Raw genomic sequence first — 13,559 nt, forward strand, 5'->3', positions numbered from 1 at the left:
GATTGCATAGGTCAAATTGTTAAAGAGCGTTGACGATGCGAAGCTGCGCTTCGCTTGGTCAGGGCTGCGTATCTTACGCGCCTTGCCGTTAAAGTCAAGAAGAAATTTTATCTTTTATTTTCAACCCAGCCGGGTGAAACAAAACCTCTTTTTGACTTCCCTAACGCCTAGCGTTAAGTGGACGGCTATCTTAATCTTTTAAAAACTCACGTCAAGCGTTTATTTTTATTCGATTTTTTACTTCGACATGCTCGCTGAGCGCTTGCCCTGCGTGCCGTGTCGATGGAGGCGCATTATAGAGAAGCTGATCAGGTTGGCAAGTCCTTTTTAGGTGTTTTTTAGAAAAAAACTGTCACTCGCTGTTTTTTTGCTCGCTAGGGTGTAAAACTGGTATCAAACTCGCCGCTATTTAGCACTGTTAAGAGAGAAAAGAGGGATCTGTGATGGTAAAACAGCTGCGCGCCTATAAAGGCATGACGCCTCAGCTTGGCGAGCGCGTCTATATTGATGAATTCAGTGTATTGGCTGGCGATATTACGCTAGGCGATGATGTGAGTATTTGGCCGTTGGTTGCGGCACGTGGTGACGTGAACCATATCCAGATTGGCGCACGGACCAATGTACAAGATGGCTCAGTCCTTCATGTTACTCACAAAAATGCCGAAAACCCACAAGGTTACCCGCTGATCATTGGCGAAGAAGTGACAATCGGCCACAAAGTCATGTTACACGGCTGTCGGATTGGCAACCGAGTCCTAGTGGGAATGGGGACGATTATTCTCGATGACGCTGTGATAGAAGATGAAGTGCTGATTGGCGCTGGCAGTTTAGTCCCGCCCGGAAAACGCTTAGAGAGTGGCTATCTGTATGTCGGCTCACCGGTCAAACAAGTTCGCCCCCTTACCGACAAAGAGCGTGCTTATTTTGCACGCTCAGCGCAAAACTATGTCGACACCAAAGACATCTACCGCTGCGAGTGCTAGATCAGCAAGCTGCCATCGGCTTCAAACGCTTCTGATTCGATGGCCGCTTCCATGTGCTCTTCAATATCAAACCAAACCTGTTCGACAATCGCCTGCGCATTATCCGTGTCCACCGCACAGCCGGCGAGCGCGGATAAGGTGGTAAATCGGACAGCGCATGGTAACAATGCACCATTAAGTTGGCCGTAAAAACAAACACGGGCCTTTGCCGTGTCGACCTGCGCTTGGTCCGCAGCCAGAATAAGGGATTGATTCATTGATTGAGTGCCTCTCTTAACTGCTCACGCACACATTCGGTTTGTGGCCGACAGCCGCGCCATATAGCAAAGCTTTCCGCCGCTTGTTCCACCAGCATGCCCAAGCCGTCTAAACACCGCCCTGCTCCTTGGCGTTGCGCCCACTGGTTGCTGGTTGTGCAGCCAGCTTGATACACCATGTCATAGACAGTGGTCGCTGGACCAATCGCGCCATGAGGGAGAGGAGGATAGCTTTGATGTAAACTCGCCGAGGTCGCGTTAATGATCACATCGACCGGCGCCGCCATGGGTTTATCCACGGCATGGCTGGTGATCGGTCCGGCCTCACCAAATGTAGCGGCTAGTTGCTGGGCTTTTTGCTCGGTGCGATTCACAATCATCAGCGATGCTGGCTCTTGCTCCAGTAAAGGAAGCAACACACCCCGTGCTGCACCGCCTGCTCCCACAACCATAATGCGCTTATCGCGCAGTGCCACATGATGGTAGTGTAAGTCAGTCACCAAACCTGCCCCATCCGTATTATCACCCAGTAGGGAACCATCGCTTTGCTTAACCAGCGTATTCACGGCACCGGCGCGGCGGGCACGCTCTGTCAGTGTATCAGCCCAATCATACGCTTGCTGTTTAAAAGGCACGGTCACATTGGCGCCGCGCCCTCCTTGCGCAAAAAACGCCTGCATACTGGTCACAAAGCCTTCGAGCGGCGCTTCAATGGCTTGATAGTCGATGTCTTGTTGGGTTTGCGTCGCAAATGCGGCGTGGATCTGCGGCGACTTACTGTGGCCAATCGGGTGGCCGACCACACAATAACGATCGGTCATCTGTTACCACTCCCTCGGTTTAAGGTAGTCGCGATAGAGTCTCGCTTCCGGCGCGTCTTCATCGGGTGACCAATTATATTCCCAACGTGCCATCGGCGGCATCGACATCAGGATAGATTCGGTACGCCCACCACTTTGTAAGCCAAATAGCGTACCTCTGTCATACACCAAGTTAAATTCGACATAGCGTCCGCGGCGGTAAAGCTGGAAATCTCGCTCACGCTCACCATAGGGTGTGGCTTTGCGGCGCTGTACAATCGGCAGGTAAGCATCGATAAAACCTTTTCCAACCGCTTGGGTGTAGGCAAAGCACTGCTCGAATGGCCACTGGTTCAAATCATCAAAGAAAAGCCCGCCGACGCCACGGGTTTCACCGCGATGGGGCAGATAAAAATAGCGATCGCACCACGCCTTGTGATCAGCGTACACGCTATCACCGAAGGGCGCGCACAAGGCTTTGGCGGTCTCATGCCAGTGCTGGCAGTCTTCCTCGAACGGATAGAAAGGCGTAAGGTCAAAGCCGCCGCCAAACCACCACACAGGGTCGGCGCCTTCCTTTTCAGCAATGAAAAACCGTACGTTTGCGTGCGAGGTCGGCACGTACGGGTTGTGAGGATGGATCACTAACGACACCCCCATGGCCTCAAAACAGCGCCCGGCGAGCTCTGGGCGATGCGCGGTCGCCGAGGCAGGCATTTGATCGCCAAATACGTGCGAGAAGTTCACTCCCGCTTGCTCAAATACTTGGCCCTGACGCAGGACGCGACTGCGACCACCGCCCCCTTTCTCACGCTCCCACGCATCTTCAATAAAATGCGCTTGACCATCTTCTTGCGCAAGCTGTTGGCAAATATCATCTTGAAGCTGGAGGAAAAAAGCCTTCACGGCTTGCTTATCAATTGTCGACTGACCGTGTGCCACGCTCACATCCTTTGTTACTGAGACTATATGCGTACTTTACCTGATCCACGCAGTGGGATCTTGACGGAATTTCATCCCCCATCGCCGACGCAAACGTTTTCCTTGCGGTGAAATCTGGGTATAATTCGCGCCACGCTCAGCTTATCTTATTCACGCTTGTCATCAAGAAGGACGTATTATGACTGTCGGTATCATCATGGGCTCGCAATCCGATTGGCCTACCATGACACATGCAGCGGCTATGTTGGATCATTTTGCCATCCCTTACGAAACCCGTATTGTCTCCGCCCATCGCACACCACAGTTACTTGCCGACTACGCCCAACAAGCGGCCGAGCGCGGGATTAAAGTGATTATTGCCGGCGCCGGGGGGGCCGCCCATTTGCCTGGGATGACCGCCGCACACACCAGCCTGCCGGTGCTCGGCGTGCCGGTCCAGTCAAAAGCGTTAAAGGGTATGGACTCATTGCTTTCTATTGCTCAAATGCCCAAGGGCGTGGCAGTGGGCACGCTCGCCATTGGTGACGCAGGCGCCGCGAATGCAGGCCTCCTTGCGGCACAAATTCTCGCAACGGCCGACCCTGATTTGATGGCAAAAGTGGATGCGTTTCGCCAAGCGCAAACTGAAGCCGTTCTCGCTCAACCCAACCCACAAGGGTAAGGCCATGAATATTCTGGTGTTAGGCGCGGGACAACTGGCTCGGATGATGGCCTTGGCCGGTGCGCCGCTCAACCTTATCGTCAGCGCCTATGATGTGCGTAGTGGCGACATTGTTCACCCACTGACGCTGCAACCACTAGGGCACGGTCTCAATACGGCCATCGCCGGCGCGGATATTATCACCGCGGAATTTGAGCATATCCCCGCTGATATCTTGCATCACTGCGAGCAAAGCGGGAAGTTACGCCCCAATGCCCAAGCGATTCTAACCGGTGGTGACCGCCAAATTGAGAAAGCGCTGCTGATGCAAGCAGGTGTCGCCAATGCACCGTACCGTGTGGTGTATACACAGGCGGATTTAGAAAAGGCAGTCGACGCACTGGGCGCGCCCTTGGTCCTCAAAAGTACCTTGGATGGTTATGACGGCAAAGGACAGTGGCGCTATCGTGACGGCGATGATCTTCACGCATTGTGGGCAGAGCTCGACGCCTTTCTCACCGCGCCCGAACAGCGCGATGGCCAAGCCATCATTGCCGAAGCCATGATCCCTTTTGACAGAGAAGTGTCACTAATTGGTGTGCGTGGCGCGAATGGTGAATTTGCCAGCTATAGCCTGACCCAAAACCACCATCATGATGGGATACTCACCTTGTCTGTGGTGCGCCCAGATGAGCATGCTTTGCAAACACAAGCCGCGGACATGTTAGAAAAGATTGCCAGCGCGCTGAACTATGTGGGGGTGCTCGCGGTGGAATTCTTTGATGTAGACGGCAGCTTGCTGGTGAACGAGATAGCACCTCGGGTGCACAACTCCGGTCACTGGACACAGCAAGGTAGCGCGTGTTGCCAATTTGAAAACCACCTGCGCGCCGTCAGCGGCTTACCCCTCGGCCCGACCGAGTTAATCCAGCCGACGGCGATGATCAATATCTTAGGCCAAGGCAGTGTCCCGCTTGCGACCTATCGTGATGCCCATGTACATTGGTACAACAAAACGCCTCGTCCGGGGCGCAAAGTGGGCCATATTAATGTCACGGCCACATCGAACGCGGCGCTTGCCACCAAGTTAGCCAGTCTCGCCAGCTATCTCCCCGACGATGCTTTTCACGGTTTGAAATCGGCTGCATTGGCTCTCGCCGCGCAAACCGATTAGCCTTCGCTCTCCGATTCTGCAGCCGATTCACCTTGAATCGCGCTGCAGGACTTATCGGCACATTGGTGTACTGTCTTGCCACCTTTCTTACGCTCCACCAGCAGCGCAAAGCCACATTGCTCGCAGGTGCCGGCTATCGGTTGTGCATTTACCGCAAAATGACACTTAGGGTATTGGTCACAGGCAAAAAAGCGCTTGCCGTAACGCGAGGTGCGCTCCACCAGCTCACCCTTGTGGCAGGATGGACAGGTGAGGGTAGTATGATCGGGTTCATCCGGTTTTTCGATATGCGTACATTGCGGGAACTGATCGCAGCCAATAAACATACCGAATCGACCTTGGCGTAACACCAATTCTCCCTGATGACACGCCGGACAAGCCACGCCAAGCGCTTTTACTATGTGGCCATCACCATGATGTAACGCTTTGGTATAGTGGCAGTCTGGGTAGGCCGTACAGGCCAGAAACGGGCCTCGTTTGCCCGATTTAAACGCAAGAGCGCTGCCACATTCAGGGCAGCGCTCGTGGGTGTTCGGGGTGTTATCTTTACTCATTCACACCTTTTACTGTCATTGATAAGCGTTAGTGCACGTATCCCTCTTGTGCGTCGTACAGCATTTCTTCCATCTGTGTATACGCACGCTCGTTACCGGGCACATTAAACAGCACCATCAAAATGACCCATTTTAGATCATCAAGACCAAATTCTTGGGTCTCAAGTTCCATCACCCGATCGATGACCATTTCACGCGTTTCCGGTGAAAGCACCCCGGCTTGCTCTAAGAATAAGAGAAAGCCTCGGCTTTCTTGGTCGATAAAGCGTGTTTCTTGCTCGGTATAGATTCGAATCGAGCTTTGGGCACTGCCTGATAGATAAGGCTGTTTATCCGCATTTTGCAACTGTGCCAGCTTTTCAAGCCAGTTCAGGGCTTTATATATATCGTCTTGATGAAAACCCGCGCGGGACAATTCATCTGCTAACTCGTCCTGATCGATCATCACTTCCACATCGCTGTGGATGTAGGTTTCGAACAGGTACATAAGAATGTCCATCATGGCTAGCCCCTCCTCGTTCTGACATAGCCACCGGGTACTGCTGCTACAAGCCCCTGGAGTTCTAAGTCTAACAACTGCATCATGATTTCGTGAACCGGTTGGTTGCAGCGCTCAGCCAGTACGTCGACACACGTCGCGTTAGTCCCTACGTTAGCCAACAGCGCAGAAAATGGCAATCCTTCGTGAGTATCTAACTTGGGTGCATCACTAAATAATTTGTTTTGCTGACTCACAGCAAACTGAACCAAGCTATCCACATCACTTATAATATCATCAACACAATCGACTAACACGGCGCCTTGTTTTATCAATTGGTGGCAACCTCGCGATTGGACTTGGTCTATGGGACCGGGAATCGCAAACACACTCCGGTTTTGCTCTAGCGCATAACGTGCCGTGATCAGTGACCCACTTTGCGGTGCGGCCTCTACCACTAATACGCCTGCCGACAACCCACTGATCAACCGGTTGCGGCGCGGAAAGTGTTCGGCTCTTGGCGGGGCGTCCGGCCAAAACTCTGAAACAAGCGCCCCCTGCGCTTCAATCCGCTTGGCCAATGCGCGATGCCGGGCGGGATACACATTGGCCAGTCCGCTTCCCAGCACCGCCAAGGTTTTTCCGCCGCCCTCGAGTGCGCCTTTGTGTGCTCGGCCATCAATGCCGAGCGCAAGCCCACTGGTGATCGCAACACCATGCTCAACCAGTTGTTTAGCAAATTGATACGCTGTCTCTAAACCTTGTGGGGTCGCGTGACGGCTGCCCACCATCGCCAATTGAGGCATCGCCAAGCAAGTCAGATCGCCTTGCACATACAAGACCAAAGGCGGCCGTGCGATTTCTCGGAGTAGTGCAGGATAAGCTGGATGGTCAAAGCCAATCAGGTGGCAATTCTCTTGCCTCGCCCACTCAAGGCTACGCTCAATCATGGCATGATTGGGGTGCATAATGGCCTGACATTGCTCAGCGTTTAAGCCAACCGCGGCAAGCTCATGATGGGTTTGGTCACACAATGCGTCGATGGGCATTTTAGCTAACAGCGCGCGCCGCTGCGGGACGCGCAACCGCGGCACTTGAGTCAGCGTCAACCATCCTCGCAGCGATTTATCGTGCATAGGCCGGTTGAGAGGATGGCGGTACCGCATGCATGCCGGCTTTGATCGGCTGACGCGCTTGGGTGATCACCGCCAAGCTAACCCAAGGGTAAGCCCGAACGACCATGGTTTGTCCCACCGTCACATCAGGCATGGGTGTGATGGATTGTGTCGTACTTTCGTTCGCGTTTTGATAGCGATACTCACCGGGGTCATTTAACACCTTGGCCCCCCCTTTGGTGACAGTAAACATTTGTCCGGTCGTCACGCCATCATTGGCACCTTTATCGAGCACCACCAGCTGACCATTCGCGACATACTCACTGCCATAAAGATGCCCTAATAACCTCGCGTCGGTTTGAGCCGCTTGGGGCCAAAAGCGCGCATGCGTGTTCTCGGGCAAAGGTAACAAGACATCATTGGGCCGTACTTCCTGCACCACGCGTGTCAGTGTCATCACACTGCGCCCTTCACTTCGCGCACGGATACGTCCGTCAGCCACATGTTTTAAGCTCACCATAGCGATCGGTTCGGCGCTAGCCTCTGACGTCGCAGGGCGTAAAAAGGTTTTCTCAACCCGAAAAACCTGCCAATTTTTGGCACCCAGCGACGCATCCACATACAGGGTATCGTGCACTGACAGATATTGACGCCCATCTGTAGAGCCAAGAACACGAGGCAGCGCCACCAAACGCGCCTTTTCGACCAGCATATCCTGTTGTAAATAGGGCAGCAGCATAGGATCGACACTGCTCAGCGCTGACGTCTTGGGTGCATCTCCCTTTGCTGCAATCGCGCGCCTAGGCTTGTAGCTGACGGCCGGTTTCCCCGCTTGCCATGTGAGGGTGAGCACATCGCCAGGATAAATAAGATTGGGATCCTTTATAGCCGGATTTGCGTACCATACGTCACGCCATTGCCAAGGATTATCGAAAAAGGTGGCGGCGATATCCCACAGGGCATCCCCCCGCTCAACCACGTATCGCTGACTCTCGGCAGGGCCGGCTGCCAGCACTGGTAGCGCGATAGCCAATAGCCCAGCGGCGGCGAGATTGAATAGCTTTCTTGTCATCAATGTCTTCCTCACCCGACGAATGATGCTGATGCTGTCAATTGGCTGGCAAAATGTCTAGAATTAACCCAATTACCCCGTGCCGCTTTCGGCACAGTTCAATTTTTATGAGACGTTATGGCTTTACTGAACGTATTAACATTCCCAGATGAGCGCCTTCGCACCGTGGCCAAGCCGGTGGACGCTGTCACACCTGAGATCCAGAAAATGGCTGATGACATGATTGAAACCATGTACGCCCAAGATGGTATTGGTCTCGCGGCCACTCAGGTTGATTTTCACCAACGCATGGTGGTGATTGATGTCTCCGAAACCCGCGATCAGCCCATGGTGCTTATAAATCCAGAAATCATCGAAAAGCGCGGTGAAGATGGCATTGAAGAAGGATGCTTATCTGTGCCCAGTGCACGCGCATTGGTTCCGCGTGCGGCAGAAGTGACCGTAAAAGCGCTGGATCGCGACGGCAACGCTATCCAGTTTGATGCCGACGACCTGCTAGCGATTTGTATTCAGCATGAGCTTGACCATTTAGAAGGTAAGCTGTTTGTGGACTACCTATCGCCGCTGAAACGTCAGCGCATCAAGCAAAAGATGGAAAAAATCAAACGCGCTAACCAAAAAGCAAGCTGAGGTCACTTTGAGCACACCGCTGCGTATAGTATTTGCGGGCACGCCGGATTTTGCCGCGCGCCATTTACAAGCCCTGCTCGATAGTGAGCATGAGGTGATTGCGGTTTATAGCCGTGAAGATAAACCCGCTGGCCGAGGCAAGAAGCTCACGGCAAGCCCCGTTAAACAGCTTGCGCTTGAGCATGACTTACCCGTGTATCAGCCTCGCACGTTGCGTGATGAACAAGCACAAGCGGAGCTGGCTGCCTTGAACGCCGACGTGATGGTCGTGGTCGCTTACGGGCTGATTCTGCCCAAGCCCGTATTGGACACCCCAAAGTTAGGGTGTATTAATGTGCATGGCTCCATTCTGCCACGTTGGCGTGGCGCCGCTCCTATCGAACGAGCAGTATGGGCTGGTGACAATGAGACGGGGGTCACCATCATGCAGATGGATGAAGGGCTCGACACGGGCGATATGCTTAAAATTGCGACCCTGCCCATTGATGAGAAAGAAACCAGTGGTAGCCTATATTTGCGTCTTGCGGAGCTGGGTCCGCAGGCATTGATTGATTGTCTTAATGACATGGCTAACGGCATTATTCTTGCTGAGCCACAAAACGATGCCAAAGCCAACTATGCCGAAAAGCTCAGTAAGCAAGAAGCGCAGATCGATTGGCATCAAAACGCCGCGTTTATCGAACGTTGTGTACGGGCATTTAACCCGCGCCCGGTCAGCTACTTCACCTTAGGTGAGCAAAACATCAAGGTGTGGGGCGCTAACGCACTAGATATCGACGTGGACGCGGCGCCAGGCACAGTGGTCAACACTGACAAACATGGCATTCAGGTCGCGACCGGAAAAGGCGTGATCCAGCTGACCCAACTACAACCCCCGGGCAAAAAAGCCATGCAAGCGCATGAACTACTGAATGCACGTCGTGAATGGTTTGAAACAGGCACCCAACTATAGCGTGCCACCGATACGTGAGAAGAAGGCCAGTACGCTGGCCTTTTTTAATCTGACCCACACTATCGTCTGATGCCAATTTGGCCTTTGAATAGGTAAACATATGAATGTAAGAGCCGCGGCCGCCCGCGTTCTGTATCAAGTGGTTGATCAGGGCCAGTCATTGTCCCAGCAGCTCCCCCTCGCTCAACAGAAGGTCGCCCCGCGTGATGCTGCTTTGTTGCAAGAGATTTGCTATGGCACCTTGCGCTGGTTACCGCGATTAGAGCATATCGTGCAAGCCCTGATGGATAAGCCACTGAAAGGCAAACAACGAGTCTTTCATCACCTCATTCTGGTCGGGTTGTATCAATTAGGCTATATGCGCATCCCGGCCCATGCCGCCGTGGCTGAAACCGTGAATGCCACCAAGCCATTGAAGCGCCCACAATTACGTGGATTGATTAACGCCATTTTGCGCAATTATCAACGCGATCAAGATGCGCTAGACCAAGCCAGCCAAGCGCATGATGCTGGTCATTACTGCCATCCCGGCTGGTTGCTCAAACGCCTTCAGACCGCCTATCCATCCAATTGGCAAGACATTGTGGCGGCAAATCATCAAAAAGCGCCGATGTGGCTGCGCGTCAACCGCCAGCACCATTCTCGAGACAGTTATCAAGCGCAGCTGCAACAGGCCGGTATTGGTGCCAGTGCCCATCCAGATGCCATGGACGCTCTGAAACTCGACGCGCCGTGTGATGTGTCTCGCCTCCCCAGCTTTGACCAGGGCTGGGTGTCGGTACAAGATGCCGCCGCGCAGCTGGCTGTCGATTACCTCCAACCCGCGTCTGCAGAACATATTCTCGACTGCTGTGCCGCGCCAGGAGGGAAAACGTGTCATATCCTTGAGCACCAGCCTGGTGCCATCGTGACGGCCATTGATGCCGATGAAAACCGCTTATCCCGGATCAAAGAGAACCTGTCACGGTTAGGGCTGAATGCTGATGTGAAACACGCGGATGCCCGTGAGCCGAGCGCTTGGCATCAAGGGCCTGCGTTTGATCGTATATTACTGGATGCCCCTTGTTCAGCCACAGGCGTGATCCGGCGTCATCCCGACATTAAGTGGCTACGCCGTGATAGTGACATTCACGCTCTGGTCACGTTACAGGCAGAGATTTTAGACACAATGTGGCAGCAATTGGCGCCAGGCGGTACGCTGGTTTACGCCACCTGCTCAGTGTTACCGGATGAGAACCGCGAGCAAATCCGTGCCTTTTTAGCCCGTGAACCTTCCGCGATACTGCGCACCGGCTCGCAAGCGCAGCCTGGTCGCCAGATTTTGCCAGGCGAAGACGACATGGACGGTTTCTATTATGCATGCCTAGAGAAGCCTTTGTGCGACTAGGCAGGGAGTGACAGTAGCATGAAAATCATCATCTTGGGTGCAGGACAAGTCGGCGGCACCCTAGCAGAAAACCTGGTAGGGGAAAACAATGATATCACCATTGTTGACCGCGCCCCCGAACGACTGCGTGAGCTACAAGATAAGTATGACTTACGCGTGGTACAGGGGTTTGCCAGTCACCCAACCACGCTGCAAGAAGCCGGCGCTCAAGATGCAGATATGCTGGTCGCGGTGACCAACTCAGACGAAACCAATATGATCGCCTGTCAGGTCGCGTATACACGTTTTAATACACCAAACCGCGTCGCTCGGATCCGCAGCCCTGAATACTTGGCGGTGAAAGAGCAACTGTTTAACAGCGACGCCTGTCCGGTTGACCATCTTATCGCCCCTGAAGAGCTGGTCACTCGTTATATTCGTCGTCTAATTGAATACCCAGGCGCCTTACAGGTAGTCAGCTTTGCCGACAAAAAGGTCGGTCTGGTTGCGGTTAAGGCGTATTACGGCGGACCTTTGGTCGGTAAAGCCTTGTCCGCCTTGCGTGAGCATATGCCGCATGTCGATACCCGTGTCGCCGCTATTTTCCGTCGTGACCGGCCCATTCGTCCACAAGGCACCACCATCATCGAAGCCGATGATGAAGTCTTTTTCGTCGCCGCGAGTAACCATATTCGCTCGGTGATGAGTGAATTACAGCGCCTTGAAAAACCCTACAAACGCATCATGATTGTTGGTGGTGGCAACATTGGTGCCGGCCTCGCGATGGCGTTGGAGCGTCAATACAGCGTGAAGTTGATTGAGCGTAACCCCTCCCGTGCGGAGCACCTTTCTGAGTTACTTGAAGAAACCACGGTGTTTTGTGGCGATGCCTCTGATCAAGAACTGCTCAGTGAAGAGCACATTGATCAGATTGATGTGTTTATCGCGGTCACCAACGAAGATGAAGCCAATATTATGTCGGCTATGTTGGCGAAACGCCTTGGCGCGAAAAAAGTCATGGTGCTTATCCAGCGCGGCGCTTATGTGGACTTGGTGCAAGGCGGGGTGATTGATATTGCCATCTCCCCTCAACAGGCGACGATATCTGCGCTACTCACCCATGTGCGCCGCGCAGACATTGTTAATGTCTCGTCACTACGACGCGGCGCCGCTGAGGCGATTGAAGCCATCGCCCATGGGGATGCGTCGACATCCAAAGTGGTCGGGCGCGCCATCGGCGAGATAAAACTGCCCCCCGGTACCACCATCGGTGCTGTGGTGCGCGGTGACGAAGTGTTAATTGCGCACGATAAAACCGTGATCCAGCAAGATGACCATGTGGTCTTGTTCTTGGTGAACAAAAAATATATTCCTGACGTTGAACGCCTGTTCCAGCCCAGTCCCTTCTTCCTATGATCCTCGCCTGCAGGCGTTGTTGCCTGCAGGCTCACGCTTTTTCGCTGTCTACTGCCGTTCCAATCACTTTGGGTATACACTAATAAAAGTTCTCTCGGTATCGATGACACACAAAGGAACGCCATGTCGGACGATAAGTTTCAGCAATCTACCAGCTTCCTCAAAAAAGCTGTGCCTTTGATGATGAAATACAAGGTGCCCACCACGCCCACCAACTATGCCCTGTGGTACACCTATGTCGCCAATACCGACGCCAAACTTAATGCGGATGTCGATGCCACCGTCGATGAGCACGGTACCTGTAGTCCGCTGCAAAGCGACATGCTTTACCAAAAACACATGGCCGATAAGCATAGCCGAGACATCAATGCGTTAAAGCAAAGCTTAGAATCGATGATGACCGAGATGAGCCACTCAATGTCAGATACTATTCAAGATACTGACGCTTTCCATTCGGTTCTCGATAACACCTTTGAACAGCTGTCACGGGTCGAAAATGAAGGGTTATCCATTGATGAGACCATTGCCGTGGTTCGCAACGTGGTCAAAGATTCGCAAGCGCTTACCCAGTCGACCCGCTACTTTAAACACCAGCTTAATGACGCGCAGCAAGAGATTGCGCAATTAAAGCAAAATTTGGCTGAGATGACCGAACAAGCCACTCATGATGGCCTAACCGGTTTGCTTAACCGGGCCGCCTTCGAGCGCGAACTCGCCGCCTACATTGATAGCCCACAAACCTGGCCGTTCTGCTTGGTACTGATCGATCTCGACCACTTCAAGCACCTCAATGATACCTACGGCCATGTGCTCGGTGACATTGCCTTAAAGCAAGTTTCTAAACGGATCCTCGACTACTGTCGCGATGGCGTACAAGCCTTTCGCTACGGGGGCGAAGAATTTGCCTTGCTGGTGCCGCAAAAACGCCTCAGCACGGCCAAGCGCACCGCTGAAACATTGCGGGCGGCGATTGACCGCATGGTGATCAAAGACCGGCGTCGTGGCCGCACTCTAGACAGCATTACCGTATCGATAGGCGTCGCCGAGTATGACGAATATAAAGGTGAGAGCGGCGCAGATCTGATTTACCGTGCCGATCAGCACCTGTATCAAGCTAAAAACCTAGGCCGTAATCGCGTGATGCCGATTAATTAATCACCACCTGAGCGGAAATTGATCC

General features: G+C 53.3%; 15 protein-coding genes. 8 read left to right on the plus strand and 7 right to left on the minus strand.

Features of this window, described 5'->3' with window-relative positions; all coding sequences use genetic code 11:
* Positions 1-443: 443 nt before the first annotated feature.
* Complete coding sequence (locus tag EHW58_RS13770; RefSeq protein ID WP_152797102.1) at positions 444-983, plus strand: gamma carbonic anhydrase family protein; 540 nt, start codon at positions 444-446, stop codon at positions 981-983.
* On the opposite strand, the gene EHW58_RS13775 is transcribed toward EHW58_RS13770, so the two are convergent.
* From EHW58_RS13775 to hemF, 3 genes are read right to left on the minus strand one after another with little or no spacing between them, the layout of a single operon-like run.
* Positions 980-1,240: a DUF1488 family protein gene (locus EHW58_RS13775; protein WP_077607333.1), complete on the minus strand. Its 261-nt coding sequence runs from the start codon at positions 1,238-1,240 to the stop codon at positions 980-982. The two genes, EHW58_RS13770 and EHW58_RS13775, sit on opposite strands and share 4 nt — an antisense overlap.
* Positions 1,237-2,061, minus strand: coding sequence for a shikimate dehydrogenase (aroE, locus tag EHW58_RS13780; protein WP_152797049.1), 825 nt, complete (start codon positions 2,059-2,061; stop codon positions 1,237-1,239). Before aroE ends, EHW58_RS13775 begins: the two co-directional genes overlap by 4 nt.
* Before the next feature lie 3 nt (positions 2,062-2,064).
* On the minus strand, positions 2,065-2,982 hold the full coding sequence (hemF, locus tag EHW58_RS13785) for an oxygen-dependent coproporphyrinogen oxidase (RefSeq protein WP_370517866.1): 918 nt from the start codon (positions 2,980-2,982) through the stop codon (positions 2,065-2,067).
* A 178-nt stretch (positions 2,983-3,160) separates the two neighbouring features.
* Between hemF and purE the strand changes: the two genes are divergently transcribed.
* Both purE and EHW58_RS13795 read left to right on the plus strand, forming a co-directional pair.
* On the plus strand, positions 3,161-3,643 hold the full coding sequence (purE, locus tag EHW58_RS13790) for a 5-(carboxyamino)imidazole ribonucleotide mutase (RefSeq protein WP_069362358.1): 483 nt from the start codon (positions 3,161-3,163) through the stop codon (positions 3,641-3,643).
* Positions 3,644-3,647: 4 nt separating this feature from the next.
* Positions 3,648-4,796 carry a 5-(carboxyamino)imidazole ribonucleotide synthase gene (locus EHW58_RS13795; protein WP_152797051.1) on the plus strand — a complete coding sequence of 383 codons (1,149 nt, stop codon included), beginning with the start codon at positions 3,648-3,650 and terminating at the stop codon, positions 4,794-4,796.
* Here EHW58_RS13795 and EHW58_RS13800 read toward each other — a convergent pair.
* From EHW58_RS13800 to EHW58_RS13815, 4 genes are read right to left on the minus strand one after another with little or no spacing between them, the layout of a single operon-like run.
* Entirely contained in the window at positions 4,793-5,350 is a 558-nt protein-coding gene (locus tag EHW58_RS13800) for a type I DNA topoisomerase (RefSeq protein ID WP_152797053.1), read from the minus strand. The genes EHW58_RS13795 and EHW58_RS13800 overlap by 4 nt on opposite strands.
* Before the next feature lie 28 nt (positions 5,351-5,378).
* A complete protein-coding gene (locus EHW58_RS13805; RefSeq protein ID WP_046074885.1) occupies positions 5,379-5,852 on the minus strand; it encodes a DUF494 family protein in 474 nt (157 codons plus the stop codon).
* A gap of 2 nt (positions 5,853-5,854) precedes the next feature.
* Positions 5,855-6,964 (minus strand): DNA-processing protein DprA, encoded by a 1,110-nt coding sequence (gene dprA / locus EHW58_RS13810; RefSeq protein ID WP_152797055.1) that lies wholly within the window; start codon positions 6,962-6,964, stop codon positions 5,855-5,857.
* A complete protein-coding gene (locus EHW58_RS13815) occupies positions 6,954-8,015 on the minus strand; it encodes a LysM peptidoglycan-binding domain-containing protein (protein WP_152797057.1) in 1,062 nt (353 codons plus the stop codon). Before EHW58_RS13815 ends, dprA begins: the two co-directional genes overlap by 11 nt.
* Before the next feature lie 117 nt (positions 8,016-8,132).
* On the opposite strand from EHW58_RS13815, the gene def reads away from it, so the two are divergent.
* The 5 genes from def to EHW58_RS13840 all read left to right on the plus strand — a co-directional run bounded on the left by def (position 8,133) and on the right by EHW58_RS13840 (position 13,534).
* Positions 8,133-8,645, plus strand: a complete 513-nt coding sequence (gene def, locus EHW58_RS13820) for a peptide deformylase (RefSeq protein WP_046074882.1) — start codon at positions 8,133-8,135, stop codon at positions 8,643-8,645.
* A 7-nt stretch (positions 8,646-8,652) separates the two neighbouring features.
* Positions 8,653-9,597 (plus strand): methionyl-tRNA formyltransferase, encoded by a 945-nt coding sequence (gene fmt, locus EHW58_RS13825; protein ID WP_152797059.1) that lies wholly within the window; start codon positions 8,653-8,655, stop codon positions 9,595-9,597.
* A 100-nt stretch (positions 9,598-9,697) separates the two neighbouring features.
* On the plus strand, positions 9,698-10,984 hold the full coding sequence (rsmB, locus tag EHW58_RS13830; RefSeq protein WP_152797061.1) for a 16S rRNA (cytosine(967)-C(5))-methyltransferase RsmB: 1,287 nt from the start codon (positions 9,698-9,700) through the stop codon (positions 10,982-10,984).
* Positions 10,985-11,002: 18 nt separating this feature from the next.
* A complete protein-coding gene (trkA, locus tag EHW58_RS13835) occupies positions 11,003-12,379 on the plus strand; it encodes a Trk system potassium transporter TrkA (protein WP_046074879.1) in 1,377 nt (458 codons plus the stop codon).
* A 123-nt stretch (positions 12,380-12,502) separates the two neighbouring features.
* Positions 12,503-13,534 carry a GGDEF domain-containing protein gene (locus EHW58_RS13840; RefSeq protein WP_046074878.1) on the plus strand — a complete coding sequence of 344 codons (1,032 nt, stop codon included), beginning with the start codon at positions 12,503-12,505 and terminating at the stop codon, positions 13,532-13,534.
* Positions 13,535-13,559: the final 25 nt, after the last annotated feature.

It is taken from the genome of Salinivibrio sp. VYel1, assembly GCF_009377945.1.
Classification (GTDB): domain Bacteria; phylum Pseudomonadota; class Gammaproteobacteria; order Enterobacterales; family Vibrionaceae; genus Salinivibrio; species Salinivibrio siamensis.

Excerpts from the sequence above, each read along its gene's own strand:
- EHW58_RS13770 (WP_152797102.1), top strand. The coding sequence starts at position 444 with ATGGTAAAACAGCTGCGCGCCTATAAAGGCATGACGCCTCAGCTTGGC.
- EHW58_RS13775 (WP_077607333.1), bottom strand. The coding sequence starts at position 1,240 with ATGAATCAATCCCTTATTCTGGCTGCGGACCAAGCGCAGGTCGACACG.
- aroE (WP_152797049.1), bottom strand. The coding sequence starts at position 2,061 with ATGACCGATCGTTATTGTGTGGTCGGCCACCCGATTGGCCACAGTAAG.
- purE (WP_069362358.1), top strand. The coding sequence starts at position 3,161 with ATGACTGTCGGTATCATCATGGGCTCGCAATCCGATTGGCCTACCATG.
- EHW58_RS13795 (WP_152797051.1), top strand. The coding sequence starts at position 3,648 with ATGAATATTCTGGTGTTAGGCGCGGGACAACTGGCTCGGATGATGGCC.
- EHW58_RS13800 (WP_152797053.1), bottom strand. The coding sequence starts at position 5,350 with ATGAGTAAAGATAACACCCCGAACACCCACGAGCGCTGCCCTGAATGT.
- EHW58_RS13805 (WP_046074885.1), bottom strand. The coding sequence starts at position 5,852 with ATGATGGACATTCTTATGTACCTGTTCGAAACCTACATCCACAGCGAT.
- dprA (WP_152797055.1), bottom strand. The coding sequence starts at position 6,964 with ATGCACGATAAATCGCTGCGAGGATGGTTGACGCTGACTCAAGTGCCG.
- EHW58_RS13815 (WP_152797057.1), bottom strand. The coding sequence starts at position 8,015 with ATGACAAGAAAGCTATTCAATCTCGCCGCCGCTGGGCTATTGGCTATC.
- def (WP_046074882.1), top strand. The coding sequence starts at position 8,133 with ATGGCTTTACTGAACGTATTAACATTCCCAGATGAGCGCCTTCGCACC.
- rsmB (WP_152797061.1), top strand. The coding sequence starts at position 9,698 with ATGAATGTAAGAGCCGCGGCCGCCCGCGTTCTGTATCAAGTGGTTGAT.
- trkA (WP_046074879.1), top strand. The coding sequence starts at position 11,003 with ATGAAAATCATCATCTTGGGTGCAGGACAAGTCGGCGGCACCCTAGCA.
- EHW58_RS13840 (WP_046074878.1), top strand. The coding sequence starts at position 12,503 with ATGTCGGACGATAAGTTTCAGCAATCTACCAGCTTCCTCAAAAAAGCT.